Here is a 17,784-nt window from a genome sequence, read left to right on the forward strand (position 1 = left end):
TTAACGCCCCATTGCAACCGGTACGCTGCTCGCCGCGAGCAGATTGCGGATCAGCGATTCGGCGTTCAGACTGTCAAGCCGGGCTTCCGGACGAATCAGGATACGGTGCGGCAGCACATACGGTGCCAATTCTTTAATATCGTCGGGAAGCACAAAATCCCGTTCATTGATAAAAGCATAGGCTTTGGCGGCCAGCATAAATGAGATCGAAGCGCGCGGACTTGCACCCAGCAGTACTGACGGATGCTCGCGGGTAGCTCGGATAATTCCCAGCATATAGGAGGTAACTGCATCGTTCATATGAACATCGCGCACTTCACGCTGAATTTGCGCAATCTTCGCCATATCGGTCACCGCCTGCAGTTGGTCCGCCGGTTGGCCTACTCGGTTGGCACTGATCAAGCTTTTTTCCGTTTCAAGATCCGGATAACCCATGTGCAGTTTCATCATAAAACGGTCGAGCTGTGCTTCCGGCAGTACGTAGGTACCTTCAAAGTCAATTGGATTCTGTGTAGCGCAGAGCATAAAGGGATGCGGAAGCGGGTGCGTCTCCCCATCGACCGTTACGCTGCGTTCCTCCATGGCTTCAAGCAGCGCGGACTGCGTTTTGGTCGTTGCACGGTTGATTTCATCAGCCAGCAGAATATGAGACATGATAGGTCCCGGACGAAACTGAAAACGTTCTTCTCGGGGATGATAAATCGAAACTCCTGTGATATCGGTCGGCAGAAGATCGGGGTTGCACTGAACGCGGCGGTATACGCCTTCCATCGTGCGCGCTAATGCTTTGATCAGCTGCGTTTTCCCGGTGCCGGGCACGTCTTCGATCAGCACATGGCCTCCGGCGAGCATCGCAGTCATCAACAATTTTATCTCAAAGGTTTTCCCTAATATGCATGATTCGAGATTGGTTCTTACTGCAGTAACAATCTGCATGGATTCGGAACTTACGGACATATAGACAACCTCCTAAGTCATTCTCTTGCGGAATACTTAAATTGCGAATTGGCCAGGTGACCAAAGGTATTCACTACATTATTGAAACCGTACAAAATCGTACAAATCGAACAAAATGCCGAACGAATTTATACAGCAGACAGGACGGCGGAACTTTCCAAATAAGGGAATAGGCCGCCGAAAAAGGTATGCCTATATATTGTACATGATCGAAGCACCGAAAGCACATATCCACCCCGAAAAAGCGTTTTTGCCGCCAAAATCGTGACAATTTCTTTTCGACCCTGCATACTGGAAAGATAGCGGACGCGGAGTTTCCGCGTTCTTATTTTCTGATGGGAGAGTGCATGCATGAATAACGAGACACTGGCATTGTTCAAAGAACTTACCGAATTTCCGGCAGCTCCGGGATTTGAGCGCGATCTGCGCGCAGTAGTGAAGGAAAAGCTATCTGCCTACACACAGGAATTTGTGCAGGATCGGATTGGCAGTCTGTTCGGCGTTATGCGCGGTCAGGAGGAAGGACCGAAAGTCATGGTCGCAGGTCATTTCGACGAAGTTGGATTTCTTGTAAATGGAATCACGGAAACCGGTCTGGTACGTTTCCAGCCGCTCGGCGGTTGGTGGAGCCAAGTTGTTCTGGGGCAGCGTCTGCAAATCATTACCGAAAACGGTCCTATTGTCGGTGTAGTCGGCTCGACGCCAAAGCATCTACTCGGAGAAGCCGAAGCGAATCGTCCTGCAGACCTTAAGACCATGTATATTGACCTGGGAGCCGACGACCGCGCCGAAGCGGAAAGTTTCGGTATTAAGGTCGGTCAGCAGGTTCTGCCGATCTGCGAATTCACCCCCTTGTCCAATCCGAAAAAAATTATGGCCAAAGCTTGGGACAACCGTTACGGTGTCGGTCTTGCCATTGAATTGATGAAAGAACTGCACGGGGAGCAGCTGCCGAACACTCTCTACAGCGGCGCCACCGTTCAAGAAGAAGTAGGGCTGCGCGGCGCGAGAACGGCAGCCAACCTGATTCAGCCGGATATTTTCTTTGCCCTTGATTGCAGTGCGGCAAATGATATGACCGGAGACCGGAATTTGTTCGGACATTTAGGACAGGGAGCGCTGCTGCGTATTTTCGATCCGACCATGATTACCCATCGCGGCCTGCTGGAATATGTACAGGATACGGCGTCCACGAATAAGATCAAAGTGCAGCCGTTCATTTCCCCGGGCGGAACCGATGCAGGTCAGGTTCATCTTAACGGAATCGGTGTACCGTCGACTGTCATCGGCATCTGCGGACGCTATATTCATACCTCATCGTCCATTATTCATACCGACGATTATGCTGCGGCTAAAGAACTTTTGGTTCGTCTTGTCCGTGGAATGGATCGAACAACACTGAATACCATTATCGAACGGGCTTAAAAGCAAGCAAGTTTCGTTCAAAAAATGAAATTTTTATTTTTTTGAGTTTTGGTTCTTAAAAACCATCAGAAAAAGACATATACCATCCGATATAAGTCTTAAGGGGTGGTTTTAGTGGCAACCAAAGGACAAACATTTTGCAAGTATAGCTATGAAACAAAGCTTAGAGCTGTCCAAATGCGTATGGACGGGATGACTAAAAAGCAGGTGGCGAAAGAGCTCGGCATATACGATCTCAATCGTCTGAAGATTTGGATGCGAAAATATAAAGCTGAAGGTGAACTAGGTCTAATTGACCATAGAGGCAGACGCGAAGAAACGTTCATGGTACAGGAATTCGCTGAAAGCGAAATGACTGCTCAAAGCGTTTGAAGCATTTTCGCTCAAATTTTCCTTTCTTTCACGCACAAGGAGCGGCAGACCCGAATCCAAGCTGAGATCAGCCGGGGAAGCCGCTTTTTGGCGTGTGCTTACAAGGTTTTCATTCGAATCCATTGACGAATCTTCGTGAATCCAGGAAGATAAACGAAAAATCCGCTCTACGCACACGTTCATCTTACAAGCATTGAGCATAAATGGAGGCCATCTCATGGTTGCCGAATTTTTTTCATCTTTCGTTTCCGAACCATTTTCGGTATTTTCTCAATCTCATCTGATCGCTTTGATCCTTTTTGTATCAGCTGCATCGTTATTATTTGCTTTACGATACAAAATCCGTTCTGATCCGAAAATCGCTTCTGCTCTGCGCCTAACCTTGCTGGGCATCTTGATTCTGTCGGAAACAGCTCTTCATATCTGGTATGTCGTGCAGGGGGTATGGGATGCCCGTTACACGCTGCCGCTCGAATTATGCAGTCTCATGCTGCTGGCAGCCATTCTGATGCTAATTACCCGCAGCCGATTTCTTGCCGGCATTGTTTTTTTCGCTGGAATTGGCGGAGCCTTGCAGGCACTCATTACGCCAAATCTGGCATACGATTATCCGCATTTCCGCTTTGTGCAATTTTTTATTGCTCATGCGGCAATCATTCTGTCCGCCTTGTACATGATCTGGATTGAACGTTTCCGTCCGACATGGCGGACCATTATTACAGCCATGCTGACGCTGAATGCGATCGCTTTGACGGTTTATCTGCTCGATCTGCTATTAAACGCCAATTATATGTTTTTGCGTGGCAAGCCGGATACACCATCCGTTCTCGATAGGCTCGGCAATTATCCGACTTATATTTTGGCCGCAGAACTATTGGCCTTAGGTACTTTTACCTTCTTGTATATCGTCTTTTTCTTGATTCCGGATATGCTGCGGCGCAATCGAAATTGATGCTGCTTTTCATTTGGTCCTATCCGGTTCGGACATGTACGCAAACTTTACAGCAGTGACTCGGCGCCATCCACATAAATCTCTGTTCCGCTGACGTGCGAAGATTCCTCGGAAGCAAGGAACAACACCAATTTGGCGACTTCTTCGGGCTTACCAGGTCTGTCTTCCAAAGGATGGCTGCCTTCCGGATATTCAACCGGAATCTCGATTTCTTTTAAATCTTCGCTAGGGAATGTATTCTTGCTGATATTTGTATCGATAGCACCTGGGCAAATGACATTTACCCGAATTTTGTAACGTCCCAATTCAAGCGCCGCCATTTTGGCAAAAGCGACCTGTCCCGCTTTGGATGACGAATACGCCGCAAAGCCTGTGCCCGAGAATGTCCGGTTGCCGTTAATTGAACTTGTAATAATGACACTGCCGCCTTGTTTTTTCAGATAAGGAATAGCGTATTTGACCGTAACGAACGTACCGCGAAGATTTGTCTCAAGCGTCTTGTTCCAATCTTCGACCTCCATCGTTTCGATCGGCGCTGCTGCACCGTTGATTCCCGCGTTAGCAAATACAACGTCAATCCGGCTCCATTTTTCTCCAACTTTAGTGATAGCGTTTTCTACAGACTGCGCATCAGATACATCGCATTCCAGAATAAACGCTTCACCGCCCGAAGCTTCAATCTCTTTTTGCGTTTCCTCTGCCGTATCGGCCGTCAGTTCCAGCAAAGCTACCTTCGCGCCTTCTCGGGCAAAACGAATAGCGCTTGCTTTACCAATTCCTGAACCTGCTCCCGTTACTACCGCTACTTTTCCTGCCAGTGCTTCCGTTGTCATGATGTGAATCCTCCCTTGTCATGTTGAGTCCTACTGGATGGGCAAGCTTTCCATTATGTATCGGTAACCCGCCGACTTTTCAATGAACCACATCACAGACGAAAACGTAAAAAAATGGTTTTCCCTCTCTCCCTGCAGCTTATTGCGCAGCTCCAATAAATATGATAAATTGAACGAGTGCTTGAGAACGAGTATCATTATCCCGAGATTGATTTTCATTATTTTGAGATTGAAATTCATTATATCGAGACTGAATTTCATTATCTTGACAATGAATATCATCCTCACTAATTCCGAACATTTTCAGTGATTTTATTGCTGAATATTCATATTTTTCGAAAAAAGCGGGTTTTAAACCGGCTTATTTGTGTTATATTTGATACATAAGTTTTGTTGCTCTGACGGTTAGTCTGCAGCAAAAATTCTATGTATACGGAGGTTTTCACTATGTCTGAGATCAAATGCCAAGTATCGGAATGCATTCAATGGGATGACAACAATTGTACGGCCGAGAAAATCGAAGTTGTCTTTGCTCCTGATCACACTGCTGAATGCACAACATTTGAAGAAAAGCAGGAAGCCTAAGCTCCATAGGATTGTAATGTTCGGTTTTTCCACAGAGAAGCGAGCAGCAGCATGAATAAAAAAGAAGCGGTCCCTATCGGGAACCGCTTCTTTTTTATGGCTTTTCTTTTTCTTAATTTTCTTTTTCTAAAAGCTGCGGCTCTTAAGATTGAGTCGGTAATCGGTAAACCGCCGATTGGTAGGGCAGCAGATGAAGCCTGCACCCTTTTTCAGTTAACCGAAAAGGCCGATCATCCAGCAAATCGCTCCTTTCGCCCACCCAACTGCCGAGCAGCAGTTCTTCGGTTTTGGCCAGATAAGCCCACTCGGCATTGATATTACATTCGCGCGCCTGCTCAGAAAAGTTGACCAGCACCAGCCAGCGTTCATCTTCCGTCTCACGAATATAGGCGAACATCCATTCATCTTCCAGCGGCACCATGATCAGGTCGCCCCGAGTCGGCACAGGAGACTGTTTGCGCAGTTCAATCAGTCGGCGATAGTGGTTGAATACCGATAAAGGATCGTTCTGTTCATCTTCCGCATTTGCTTCACGGCCTTCGGGATTCAGTGGAATCCACGGTGTACCGGTAGTGAAGCCGGCCTGCTCTCCGCGCGTCCAGTGCATTGGCGAACGCGCACCGTCACGGCTGCGGGCATGCAGACTTGCCAATACGTCATCATGCGATTCACCTTTGCCTGTGAGCCGCTTGTACGCAGCCACCGTAGCTTTGTCCCGATAATCGTTGGGCGAGCGGTAATTGGCATTAGGCATGCCCAATTCTTCTCCCTGATACACAAGCGGTGTACCCGGCAGCGTGTGCAGGAATGTCCCGATCGCTTTTGCCGCCGCTTCGTTCAATCCTTTTGAATTCCCTTTCTGTCGGTCCAAGCGTTGGCCAAACAATGTCCCTACCATACGCGGATGATCATGTGTGTTCAAATACAAAGCATAGCTGCCGCGCCCGAATACTTCTTTGTGCCAACGAACGATACTTTCCTTGAGCATTGCAGGCGTCCAATCAGGATCAATTTTCCACGGATCTCCGAAATCCTTGCCTAATCGGATCAGCTCCATCTGAAGCACCATATCCATCTCTTTTCGCTCAGGCGCTGTGTAACGGACAACTTCTTCCATCGTAACCGTCGGAGCTTCACCCAACGTCAGCGTACCGGGGTAGCGGCCGAACGTCTCATCGTGGAGCTCTCGCAGCAGTTCATGAATTCGAGGACCGTTTTTATAAAACTGCTGACCTCTCGGATGCCGGGCATCTTCGGGAGCATTCGGAAAGGCCGGGTCTTTCGAAATCATGTTGATCGCATCCAGGCGAAATCCATCCACTCCCTTGTCCAACCAAAAAGTGATCATCCGGTAGATATCCCTGCGCATCGCTTCACTTTCCCAATTCAGATCCGGCTGCTTCTTATCGAAAATATGCAGATAATATTCGCCTGTCCTCTCGTCGAATTCCCATGCCAATTCTTCCGAAAAAGAACGCCAGTTATTCGGAGGACCCCCGTCTTCCCCTGCAGGTCTCCAAATATAATAATCGCGGTAAGGATTGTCCTTCGACAACCTGGACTGCTCAAACCACTCGTGTTCGTCCGACGTATGATTGATCACAAGATCCATAATCAGTTTGATACCGCGCTCGTGCAGCTTGGCGATCAATTCCTCCATCTGTTCCATCGTCCCGTAGGCTTCGTGGATCTTATAATAGTCGCGAATATCATAGCCATTATCTTCCATTGGGGAGTCACACACCGGACCGATCCATACTGCGCTTACACCAAGCTCCGCCAGATAATCGACTTTTTCCAGCATTCCGCCAATGTCGCCCCAACCATCACCATCGCTGTCTTTGAAGCTCGGCGGGTACAGCTGGTACAACACGCCTTCTTTCCAATAAGCCTCTTCCTGATCTCGTTCAACTTCTCCTGCTATTTCCCGCTCTGCTTCCATCGTTCTCCTCCTCATTTTTTGGCCCGTTCACTTCCTCCGCCTGCGCGGCTCCTCCGTCCTTCTTTGTAGGGGATAACCGGAAATGGAGCAGGTTAAACAAACGATACCGACCAGAATGAAGAACATCCCGACAAAAAGAACCCGAGAAATATTCCCGAGTTCTTTTTGTACTACCGTTTGGTCTGCCGAAAGCATAGAGCTTCTATTCGAATCTCTAACATCTCCAAACCTTAGATACCGGCCCCGCGGTCACTTCCGTTTTTCGGTGCCTGCGTCCCATCATATTCGTCCGAAGAATCGCTGTCGGAAATTTCTTCCTGATTCACAGCATTTGTGTCCGAGTCCGCAAACTCATTCGTTTCCGCTGCAGCTGCTGCATCTTCAAGCGTATCGACATCATTTACACTTTCTTCATTTACGCTTTCTTCATCTACTACGCTTTCTTCATTTCCGCTCTTTTCGCCTTCGTCTGAAAGATCACCGTTTAAGGCCTCCGCTTCCTTCCTCTCTGCCGCTTCCTGCTCCAGGCGGGCAAATCTTTCCTGTTCGGTTGGAATGTCGGACTCCTCCAGCGCTTCGGCAGATACGCGGTATTCGCCGCTGCGAATCCGAATACGAACCCAATCTCCGGTAATCGCACCGAGATCGATGTAACGGTCGGCCGCGATGTCTTTCTTTTCCCATTCTTCGTGACGGACAATAAAGCCCAAGCTCGTCACATCCGGAGCTACTTCCAGCAGAGCAGCTGCAACGCCGTCTTGATTGTCGATGAAATCGACGCGACGGCTGCCGAACGAAGCACCCCACATCCATAGATTCCAGCCCGAATAATCGCGGTCCTCACGCTCGTATTCCATAATCAATCTGCGCGGCGTATATTCGCTTACTTCCAGCGCTAACTGTGCCTGTACCCCATCCCCGAATACGGAAATAACGGCACGTCCCGGCCGAATGCCCGTCACTCGGCCGGCCTGGTTGACCGTCGCGATGCTGACATCGCTCGAACGCCATTCCAAGCGGGAAGCGGACATCGGGTTACCGAACGGGTCTTTCGGTTCGGCAAGCAGTTTCAAGCCGCGGCCGACATAGAGGCGTCGTGCCCCTTCTTCCATCGAAATCACGATCTGATGCACAGTTCGGCGTTCGATTAAAATTGCCGTGCTGCTTCGCATATCGCCGCATACAGCCGTAATCAACGCGCGGCCCATGCCGATCGTCCATGCGGAACCGTCGCGCCGAATGATCATTTTTTCCGGGTCCGAAGAATGATAGGATACTTCGGCTTCCGGCATCCGTCTGCCCCGCTGATCGCGCACAGTCGCATGCAGGAACAGCTTTTCGCCCGGCTGGACAACCCCCGGCATGTTTTCCCATTCGAGCAGCGAAGGCTCAGGGATGTAATCATCCTCTTCGTCATACAGCACCATGCTTGATAAAGCCGGTACCCGTACAAAATCTGCCGTTTCTCCAAGCACTTTCGTACCTGCGCGGCGACCATCTACTACAATCTTCCACGGCCGCCCGCGTGCAGGCAGCTCGATCGTCTGCTCGGATTCTGTGGCATTGTGAACAACGGCAATTGTTCGCCACAGATCACCGCCGGCATGGTCGTTCAGTGTAAATCCGATCACGCCGCCATGCATACGGAATACGTCCATATGTTTTTCGATATCGCCGCGCGTCTTCAGCCGGAATGCCCGGTGAGAGCGTCTCAACTCGATTAAGCCTTGGATATATTCGCTGACAACGTGGAAGCGGTCCTTATTTTTCCAACGAATGGCATTGACTGCATCGGGGCTGCGATAGCTGTTATGGTCGCCAAATTTGCTGCGAAGCATCTCATCTCCGGCGCTGATAAACGGTACACCCTGTGCAGTCAATACCAAGCCATAGGCGAGCAGCTGTCTTTTGACCAAATCATGTTCCAATGGATCCTCGCCTACAATACGGTACGGGTCGCAGGCCTTCACCGCTTCCGCAGCGGAAATGCCCGACGCCGGCTTGCCATTGTCAAACTCGATTAGTCCTGCGGCCTCCCATTGTCCACGGGATTTGACCAGCTTGTCCCATAGAATGAGATTGTCATGCGCTGTTACGTAATTGATGCTCTCTGCGGGCTCTGCAGCGAAGTCGTGGACCGAACCCCGTATTCCTTGGGCGATCTCACCTTCCTTGCCCGGCGCACCGCTGACGAAGCCGGTACCCCAACCGTCGCCGTCTCCTTTGAGCGCATTGCGGAAATTGTCGTTGAATACGGCAAATCCTCCGCCCTGCTGGGCTCCTTTGAGTGTCAGTTCGCGCAGCGGCGAATCAAGTGCTGTCCACGGTTCCCCGTAGATAAGGATCGTTGGGTCGACCTTTTCATGCAGTACGGAAGCGATTGTTCGCATCGTCGTCGTATCGATCAATCCCATCAGATCGAAGCGGAAGCCGTCAATATGATATTCTTCTGCCCAATACAGCAGCGAATCGAGAATGTATTTGCGCACCATCGGCCGCTCTGTCGCCAGTTCATTGCCTACACCGGAGCCATTGCTAAGCTGTCCATACTTGTTGAAACGGTAAAAGTATCCCGGTACAACCGGATCAAAAGGCCCGTCTGACACCGAAAAAGTATGATTGAACACGACGTCCACCACAACTCGAATTCCACGGGCATGCAGCGCCTGAACTAACTTTTTAAGTTCACGGATGCGTGCCTCGGGATTATGCGGGTCGGACGAGTAGGAACCTTCCGGGATATTATAGTTTTGAGGATCATAACCCCAGTTGTACGTTTCCGGCGTAACGTCGCATTCGTTAACGGTACAGAAATCATAAACCGGCAGCAGATGCACATGCGTGACGCCAAGCTCTTCCAGATGGTCAATGCCGACCGTACGTCCTTCTTTCGTTCGAATACCGCTCTCGGTAAAAGCCAGATACTGTCCCGAATGATTCATTTTCGCATCTTCCGAGGACGAAAAATCGCGCACGTGCAGTTCGTAGATCACCGAGTCGACTGCATGGCGCAGCGGCGGACGGATATCATTTTCCCAACCCTGTGGATCGGTGCGCTTCATATTTACAATTGCGTCGCGCTGCCCGTTGGCCGAACCCGCTCTTGCATAAGGATCGACTACATAATTGCTGTTCTCATGCTCACCGATCTTGTAAGTAATGTGATACATATAGTAGTAACCTTCAAGATCTCCGGGTACAACGATACTCCATACCCCGTACTCGTCTTCTTCCATCAGCAGCTCACGACCGCCGCGGTGATTGGTTACTCGGCCGTGCTCGTCGTATTCCCCGGCATCTTCATAGATTGCTACCCGCACCTTTTCGGCGCCGGGTACCCACACTTTGAACGTACAATACTGCGGGGAAAACGTTAGTCCAAGATCCCCGTAAGGATAAGCTTCGAAATCAGGACAATCCAATGTATCGTTAAAGCTCAGCGTATCGGCCATATCCGTTCACCCCTTGTTCGAGTTCTTCACTTTTCCTGTTTGCCTAACTCCCTATATATTGGACGCAAAAAGTGTTTCGGACGCACAATCTTTATACTTTATCATTGTAAAATCGAGTTATACGCTATTAAAAAACGAAGTGTCAACGACACTTCGTTTCTAATCATGGTCCGCCGGACAAAGCCTATTCGCTGTATCCGCCGGAATCTAATAACAAAAGAAATCATATCCGTTGACTGTCAGATTTTGAATTCTATCGTATTTCAATTTCTATTTGTGTTTTGATTTTTATTGTATCTCAGTTTCTACGGTATCGTTTTTTCGTTTCTATTATGAATTTTTCACTTATAGAATTATTCAGCTACTCTCAAACCTAGAATGACCAAATCCCGCTCAATGCCGTCGAGTACTGCAACCCGAGGAAGATTGGCCCACGATTCGAATCCATATTTGCGCAGCAATCTCAAGCTTGGCTCGTTGTGTCCAAAAACAAAGCCAAGCAGTGTATGGACGCCGAGCGCCGGACTTTCGGCAATTGCTTTCTCCAACAGACGACTGCCTGCTCCTGTACCTCGCAGCGATTCGTCAACATAAATGCTGACTTCCGCCGTTGCATCGTAGGCTGGGCGGCCGTAAAACGACTGCAAACTGATCCAAGCCAGCACTCGTCCGTTTTGCCGCATGACCCAGAGCGGACGGCGTGAAGGTTCATGCTCCTCGAACCAAGCATGCCGACTTTCCACTGTAATCGGTTCAAGGTCCGCGGTAACCATGCGGCCCGCAATCGTTGAGTTGTATATATCCACAATCGCAGGCAGATCTTCGAATCTGGCCAGCTCGATTGCCGGCATTTCGTTGGATGTTATTTCGTTGGATGTCATTTCGTTTGGTGTTGTCATATTTATATCCCCCATTATTGGATCGTTAAAATTCAAACTCGGAAACCGAAAGTGAGCCGTCTCAACTCAGGCCGACTTCTTTCTCGCTCCACTCCCACAGTTTGGCGGCCGTATCGTCGTCTTCGGCCTTTCGGTCTAGACGCTTCGGTCTGCTGCGGTAAAAATATTCTCGGGAAACTCCCTCGACTTCCGGACTATCGGCAAGATAGACAGCCGTCGATGCCCCTTCTTCAGGTGTCTGAAACGATGGCAGCCTGCCCAGCGCACGATAGACGCCCTGACCGAAGCCGGTTCCCCGGTTCACGCCAAGCTGTGTCAATACCGCACCGGGATGCAGCGCATTGACCGCGATACCTGAATCGTAGACACGCAGCGCCAGCTCGCGTGCGAACAAAATATTCGCAAGCTTGGATTGACCGTACGACTTCACGACATTGTAGCTCTTGCGCATATGCGGATCATCGAAATGAATGCGTCCCGCTTTGTACGCGCCGGATGCAACTACAACGATCCGTCCCTTTTCGGAGTTTGCAATCAAATCCAGGAGCAGATTGGTCGCCAAAAAATGTCCCAGGTGATTAACGCCGAGCGCTAATTCAAAACCATCTCTGGTCTCCTGCCGTTTGAGACTTACGACGCCCGCATTGTTAATCAGCACATCCAGAGCGGAAATCCGCCCGTGTACGTCTTCCGCGAAATGTCGAATCGAAGACAGATCAGCAAGGTCGCACAGCACCAGTTCAGCCGATCCCGGTCCGCCGGTCTCTTCCACTTTGCGCAGCGCTTCTTCGCCGCGTTCACGGCTCCGGCAGGCCATCAATACCCGGTATCCCCGCTTCACCAGTTCAGCCGAAGTCGCCAGTCCCATTCCTGAATTCGCGCCGGTTACAAGTGCCGTTTTTGCGGTCAATTTGCTCTCTCCCTTCGCATCGTTCAGACTGTCATGCAGCACGCCAACTTATCCCCAATCATAAACCAGCTTCCTGCCCTCTGACAATCAAATATATGACAAAAAACCCGTGCTTCATGCACGAGCTTTTATGTCAAAACTTACCGCTTCCATTTAAAAATTCGTGGAAACCTCTATTCCTGCTCTGCTTGGTACTGCTCCGGCGTCATCAGGCCGGCCAGCAGCTCTTCCGCTTCGCCATTCGGTTGAATTTCTATCATCCATCCGTCGCCGTACGGTGCACTGTTCACAAGCTCAGGTTCGCCTTCGAGCGCTCCGTTAACGGCCGTGATCGTGCCGCCGACCGGACAGAACAGATCCGAGACCGTTTTGACCGATTCGATGGAACCGATGCTGCCCTCCGCTTCTACCGACGCGCCTTCTTCCGGCAGTTCGACAAATACAATATCGCCAAGCTGATGCTGGGCAAAATCGGTAATGCCGAGACGTAGGTTGCCGTTCTCAAGCTTTTCCACCCATTCATGATCCTTGGTATAGTACAGGCCCGCTTTCACTTCGCTCATTGTCAGTTTCGCTCCATTTCACTATATTGCCGAACATTCGGCTGTATCAAACTTTTTCATGTTCGGGATTTTTCTGCGCTTTTAGCTTAATTCAGCCTTTTTCACATGTCAATGTTCCTCACAATATTTTTTCACGAAACTTAATCTTTTGTTGACAACATGCATGCGCATCCCTTAATAATTAGGATAAAGCATTTGATCCACATTTGGCAAAAAAACGAACGTTCGACAATACGTACATAGGCGAATGAAAGCATAGGGAGAGAGCATCGGAAGCGAGAGCTTTGCGGATGCCGCCGAAGGAGTAAGCCGAATGCGGCGCTGAAGAAGCGCTTGCGGTGAATCTCTCAGGCAAAAGGACCTTTGCCGGACGCCACTCTGGAGAGCATCCGCGCGATCAGGCACATGCCCGGTACGCAGGCGGATCACCCAAGGGGAAACCCGTCCGTCACCTTGACCGAGCTCGCTCAAGGTAAAAGGCGGGGTAACTCTCAGGTATCAAGGACAGAGCCCTTTCGATCAAGCCCTTCTTTCCGATTGCGGAAAACGGGCCGATCTTTGGGGACCTGTCCTTTTTTGTGCGATTGTTCCGATGGATTGCTGCGATATTGCTGTGATGATATGGAAACTGCAAACAAAGACCAATTCGATTAGAAACCCAATTCGATTAATAAGGAGACCACCTAACGATGACTTCTCTCAAGCGTACCCCGCTCTATCCGCTATATGCGGAAACCGGAGAACCCCGCTGTATCGACTTTGGCGGCTGGGAACTGCCTGTGCAGTTCTACGGCATTCAAAAAGAACATGAAGCCGTGCGTGAACGTGCAGGATTGTTCGATGTTTCGCATATGGGCGAGTTTATGCTTGAAGGCCAAGACGCCTGCCCTTTTATCTCCCGTCTAACAACCGGAGATATCGAATCGCTGGAAATCGGACAGGCCGTATACACATTTATGTGTTACGAAAACGGCGGCGTAGTGGACGATCTGATCGTTTATCGGATTCAAGACAACAAATATATGCTGGTCGTCAATGCCGGGAATATCGACAAAGACGCGGAATGGATCAAGTCACACAAGCCTGAATCGGTTGAGTTCCGCGACCTGTCCGAAGGAACCGCACTGATTGCACTGCAGGGTCCGGCTGCGCTGGAGATTCTCAAGAAAGTGTGTGACGAACCTGCGCTGAACACTCTCAAGCCGTTTCACTTTATCGAAACGGGTATATTTGAAGGCACGATGGCGTACATTTCTCGTACCGGCTATACCGGTGAGGATGGTTTTGAAATCTATGCCGCTGCCGAATTTGCACCGTCTATCTGGCGCAGCTTGATCACTGCAGGCGAACCGTTCGGCTTGCTGCCCTGCGGATTGGGCGCACGCGACACACTCCGCTTCGAAGCCAAGCTGCCGCTGTATGGGCAGGAACTGTCGGCAGACATTACACCGCTGGAAGCCGGTCTCGGCTACTTCGTGAAGCTTGGCAAAGGCGACTTTATCGGCCGCGAGGCGCTCGCCGCACAGAAAGAAGCCGGCGTGCCCCGCAAACTGGTCGGTCTGGAGATGATCGACCGCGGTATTGCGCGTTCGCATTATCCGGTATTTGCCGGCGATCGTCAGATCGGCGAAGTCACAACAGGGACACAGTCCCCGACGCTCAAGCGCAACCTAGCGCTTGCGCTGATCGAAGCGGAGTTCGCACCGATCGGCACGCAGATTGAAGTCGAGATTCGCGGCAAGAGACTAAAAGCCGAAGTCGTCAAAGTTCCTTTTTACAAAAATACACCGGCGCATAAAGCCATGATCGCAAATGCGAATGCCGGCTCCGCCGAATCCAAGGCTCCATCTAACTGAGACATAAGCCGGGCAAGCAGTTCCCATCGATCGAGCAAAATCAAGCAAGACGAATTCACCAAACAATGAAGCAAGTCCAATCCGAAAAAGGGAGTGACCCCGCCTTGAAGAAGCACCGTTATATTCCGATGACCGAACAAAACGAACGAGATATGCTTGCCGCCGTGGGTGCAGAGAACATCGAGGATTTGTTTGTCGACATTCCGAAAAACGTTCGTTACGAAGGCACACTGCCAATGTCTTCCGCACTCGACGAAGCCGCGCTGCTGCGCCACATGACGCAGCTCGCTGGCAAGAACGCTGACAGCGACCGCTACGCCAGCTTCCTCGGCGCGGGTCTGTATGATCATCAGGTTCCTGTCGTGATCAATCATATGATCTCCCGCTCCGAGTTCTATACAGCCTACACGCCGTATCAGCCGGAAGTGAGCCAAGGCGAGCTGCAGGCGATCTTCGAATTCCAGTCTTATATTTGCGAATTGACCGGGATGGAAGTTGCCAATGCCAGTATGTACGACGGGGCAACGGCAATGGCCGAAGCGGCTTCGCTCGCCAGCGGGGCAACCAAGCGCAAAAAGATTATCGTCTCTTCTGCCGTGCATCCGGAAACCCGCGCCGTCGTACGCACTTATGCGTACGGACTCGGAATCGAAGTGGTTGAAGTCGGTTTTGACAACGGCGTAACCGATCTGAAGAAACTCGAATCGATGATCGACGGCGAAACCGCCGCCGTGCTCGTTCAGTCGCCGAACTTCTTTGGGGCAGTCGAGAACGTTAAAGCCATCGGCGATTTGGTCCATGCACAAAAAGGCTTGATGGTCGTCAGCGCCAATCCGCTGTCCCTGGGTCTGCTTGAAGCACCGGGCAAACTGGGGGCGGATATTACAGTCGGCGATGCGCAGCCGCTCGGCATTTCCGGTTCGTACGGCGGACCAACCTGCGGATACTTCGCCGTATCTAAAGCACTCATGCGCAAAATTCCCGGTCGGATCGTCGGTCAGACGACGGACAAGAACGGCAAACGTGGTTTCGTTCTGACGCTTCAAGCGCGCGAGCAGCATATCCGCCGCGACAAAGCGACATCGAATATCTGCTCCAACCAAGCGCTGTTGGCATTGTCAGCTTCAATCTATCTGTCCGTGATGGGACGTCAGGGTCTGATTGACGTCTGCGATCTCAATCTGAAGAAAGCTCATTATGCCGCCAAACAGCTGAGTGCAATCAAAAATGTGGAGTCCGCCTTCACTTCCCCGTTCTTCAATGAATTTGTTCTGAAGCTGCCGGAAGGTACTGATATTGAAGCATTGAATGAAAAGCTGCTGGAAGAAGGATTTATCGGTGGATACAACTTATCCCGCGAGTATCCGGAGCTTGGAAGTGCCATGCTGATCGCTGTTACGGAAAAACGTTTCAAAGAAGACATCGACCGCTTCGCGGAAATTTTGGAGGGAAGTCTATGAATACAAGTCTTGATCTGACGATGCCGAAAAGTCTTGATGCCACAGAAGATTGCGCGCTGATCTTCGAACTCAGCCAGCCGGGCCGCGTCGCCTATTCGCTGCCGGAATGCGATGTCCCGGTAAGTGCAGAAGAATCTGCAGACTGGCTTCCTGCCGAATTCAAGCGTGCCGATGCAGCTGCGCTGCCCGAAGTGTACGAAGTCGATGTCATTCGTCACTATACGGGATTGTCCCGCCGCAACTTCGGTGTAGATAATGGCTTCTATCCGCTCGGTTCCTGCACCATGAAATACAACCCGAAGATTAATGAAGATGTAGCCCGTTATGCCGGCTTTGCCAAAATTCATCCGTACCAACCGGTATCAAGCGTACAGGGCGCACTTGAGCTGATGTACACGCTCCAGAACGATCTAGCCGCGCTGACCGGTATGGATGCCGTCACCCTGCAGCCGGCCGCAGGTGCACACGGCGAATGGGCAGGCTTGATGATGATCCGCAGCTACCACGAAGAACGCGGCGAACATCAGCGGACCAAAGTCATCGTCCCGGACTCCTCCCATGGAACCAACCCGGCCAGCGCCACAGTCGCAGGCTTCGAGACAGTAACCATTCCGTCCAACGCCAAAGGCATGGTCGACCTGGACACTCTTCGGGCCGCTGTGGGATCCGATACAGCCGCGCTGATGCTCACCAATCCAAGCACGCTCGGACTATTCGAGGAACAGATCGTCGAAATTGCACAGATCGTACACGAAGCGGGAGGCCTGCTCTACTACGACGGCGCCAACTCTAATGCCATTATGGGCATTACCCGTCCGGGTGACATGGGCTTCGACGTTGTGCATCTCAATCTGCACAAGACAATGAGTACGCCGCACGGCGGCGGCGGTCCGGGCGCCGGCCCAGTCGGCGTAAAATCAATCCTTGTTCCTTATCTGCCGGCTCCGATTGTCGAGAAGCTCGAAGACGGTTCATACGATTTCGCCGCTCCGGCTCCAAACTCGATTGGTCGCGTCAAAGCTTACTACGGCAACTTCGGCATTCTCGTCCGTGCTTACGCCTATATCCGCACCTACGGTCCGGAAGGTCTGCGCCGGGTATCCGAATGCGCCGTATTGAACGCCAACTATATGATGGCCCGACTCAAAGACCACTACGAAGTTCCGTTTGCGGGTCCGTGCAAGCACGAATTCGTCATGAGCGGCAGCGGCCTGAAAAAATACGGTGTGCGCACGCTTGATGTCGCCAAACGATTGCTCGACTTCGGCTATCATCCGCCAACGATCTACTTCCCGCTCAATGTCGAGGAGTGCATCATGATCGAGCCGACCGAGACTGAAAGCAAAGAAACGCTGGATGGCTTTATCGATACGATGATCCGTATTGCGAAGGAAGCGGAAGAAAATCCGGATCTGCTTCTGAACGCACCGTATACGACGCCGGTTACCCGTCTCGATGAGACCAATGCTGCACGCAAACCGGTGCTGAACTGCGCTTGCAGCTGATCCCGCTCTTCAACCGCAGACTTTGCCAGTCAATTCGTACTCTATGTGATTTCCAAGCTGCTCCCGCTTTTTG

At 50.9% G+C, this 17,784-nt stretch carries 14 protein-coding genes and 2 riboswitches; of the genes, 7 read left to right on the top strand and 7 right to left on the bottom strand.

The genetic code is table 11. The features are described from left to right. Complete coding sequence (locus F456_RS0104375; protein ID WP_018975789.1) at positions 1-957, bottom strand: AAA family ATPase; 957 nt, start codon at positions 955-957, stop codon at positions 1-3. Positions 958-1,308: 351 nt separating this feature from the next. On the opposite strand from F456_RS0104375, the gene F456_RS0104380 reads away from it, so the two are divergent. The 3 genes from F456_RS0104380 (at position 1,309) to F456_RS0104390 (ending at position 3,706) form a co-directional block, all read left to right on the top strand. Next, positions 1,309-2,382 carry a M42 family metallopeptidase gene (locus F456_RS0104380; RefSeq protein ID WP_018975790.1) on the top strand — a complete coding sequence of 358 codons (1,074 nt, stop codon included), beginning with the start codon at positions 1,309-1,311 and terminating at the stop codon, positions 2,380-2,382. Between the two features lie 114 nt (positions 2,383-2,496). After that, positions 2,497-2,754: a helix-turn-helix domain-containing protein gene (locus F456_RS21730; RefSeq protein ID WP_018975791.1), complete on the top strand. Its 258-nt coding sequence runs from the start codon at positions 2,497-2,499 to the stop codon at positions 2,752-2,754. A 217-nt stretch (positions 2,755-2,971) separates the two neighbouring features. Further along, positions 2,972-3,706: a YwaF family protein gene (locus F456_RS0104390; protein ID WP_018975792.1), complete on the top strand. Its 735-nt coding sequence runs from the start codon at positions 2,972-2,974 to the stop codon at positions 3,704-3,706. A gap of 47 nt (positions 3,707-3,753) precedes the next feature. Here F456_RS0104390 and F456_RS0104395 read toward each other — a convergent pair whose 3' ends face one another. Further along, positions 3,754-4,539, bottom strand: a complete 786-nt coding sequence (locus F456_RS0104395) for an SDR family oxidoreductase (protein ID WP_018975793.1) — start codon at positions 4,537-4,539, stop codon at positions 3,754-3,756. 447 nt (positions 4,540-4,986) lie between these two features. Here F456_RS0104395 and F456_RS23915 point away from each other — a divergent pair, with 447 nt between their 5' ends. After that, complete coding sequence (locus F456_RS23915) at positions 4,987-5,124, top strand: DUF1540 domain-containing protein (RefSeq protein ID WP_018975795.1); 138 nt, start codon at positions 4,987-4,989, stop codon at positions 5,122-5,124. Positions 5,125-5,266: 142 nt separating this feature from the next. Here the strand turns inward: F456_RS23915 and F456_RS0104410 are convergent, their stop codons facing one another. The 5 genes from F456_RS0104410 to gcvH all read right to left on the bottom strand — a co-directional run bounded on the left by F456_RS0104410 (position 5,267) and on the right by gcvH (position 12,890). Beyond that, positions 5,267-7,066, bottom strand: a complete 1,800-nt coding sequence (locus F456_RS0104410; protein ID WP_018975796.1) for a glycoside hydrolase family 13 protein — start codon at positions 7,064-7,066, stop codon at positions 5,267-5,269. 230 nt (positions 7,067-7,296) lie between these two features. Then, positions 7,297-10,518, bottom strand: coding sequence for a type I pullulanase (gene pulA / locus F456_RS23435; RefSeq protein WP_018975797.1), 3,222 nt, complete (start codon positions 10,516-10,518; stop codon positions 7,297-7,299). A gap of 353 nt (positions 10,519-10,871) precedes the next feature. Beyond that, positions 10,872-11,417 (bottom strand): GNAT family N-acetyltransferase, encoded by a 546-nt coding sequence (locus F456_RS0104420; protein ID WP_018975798.1) that lies wholly within the window; start codon positions 11,415-11,417, stop codon positions 10,872-10,874. A 61-nt stretch (positions 11,418-11,478) separates the two neighbouring features. After that, positions 11,479-12,327 carry an SDR family oxidoreductase gene (locus F456_RS0104425; RefSeq protein ID WP_026293646.1) on the bottom strand — a complete coding sequence of 283 codons (849 nt, stop codon included), beginning with the start codon at positions 12,325-12,327 and terminating at the stop codon, positions 11,479-11,481. 173 nt (positions 12,328-12,500) lie between these two features. Beyond that, positions 12,501-12,890, bottom strand: coding sequence for a glycine cleavage system protein GcvH (gcvH, locus tag F456_RS0104430; protein ID WP_018975800.1), 390 nt, complete (start codon positions 12,888-12,890; stop codon positions 12,501-12,503). Between the two features lie 247 nt (positions 12,891-13,137). Continuing rightward, a riboswitch (glycine riboswitch) is annotated at positions 13,138-13,263 on the top strand. Between the two features lie 3 nt (positions 13,264-13,266). Continuing rightward, positions 13,267-13,400: riboswitch (glycine riboswitch) on the top strand. A gap of 179 nt (positions 13,401-13,579) precedes the next feature. Between gcvH and gcvT the strand changes: the two genes are divergently transcribed. The 3 genes from gcvT (at position 13,580) to gcvPB (ending at position 17,711) form a co-directional block, all read left to right on the top strand. Further along, complete coding sequence (gene gcvT, locus F456_RS0104435) at positions 13,580-14,746, top strand: glycine cleavage system aminomethyltransferase GcvT (protein WP_018975801.1); 1,167 nt, start codon at positions 13,580-13,582, stop codon at positions 14,744-14,746. Positions 14,747-14,850: 104 nt separating this feature from the next. Beyond that, positions 14,851-16,206 carry an aminomethyl-transferring glycine dehydrogenase subunit GcvPA gene (gcvPA, locus tag F456_RS0104440; protein WP_018975802.1) on the top strand — a complete coding sequence of 452 codons (1,356 nt, stop codon included), beginning with the start codon at positions 14,851-14,853 and terminating at the stop codon, positions 16,204-16,206. After that, a complete protein-coding gene (gene gcvPB / locus F456_RS0104445) occupies positions 16,203-17,711 on the top strand; it encodes an aminomethyl-transferring glycine dehydrogenase subunit GcvPB (protein WP_018975803.1) in 1,509 nt (502 codons plus the stop codon). Before gcvPA ends, gcvPB begins: the two co-directional genes overlap by 4 nt. Positions 17,712-17,784: the final 73 nt, after the last annotated feature.

The organism is Saccharibacillus kuerlensis DSM 22868 (genome assembly GCF_000378145.1).
Lineage (GTDB): Bacteria > Bacillota > Bacilli > Paenibacillales > Paenibacillaceae > Saccharibacillus > Saccharibacillus kuerlensis.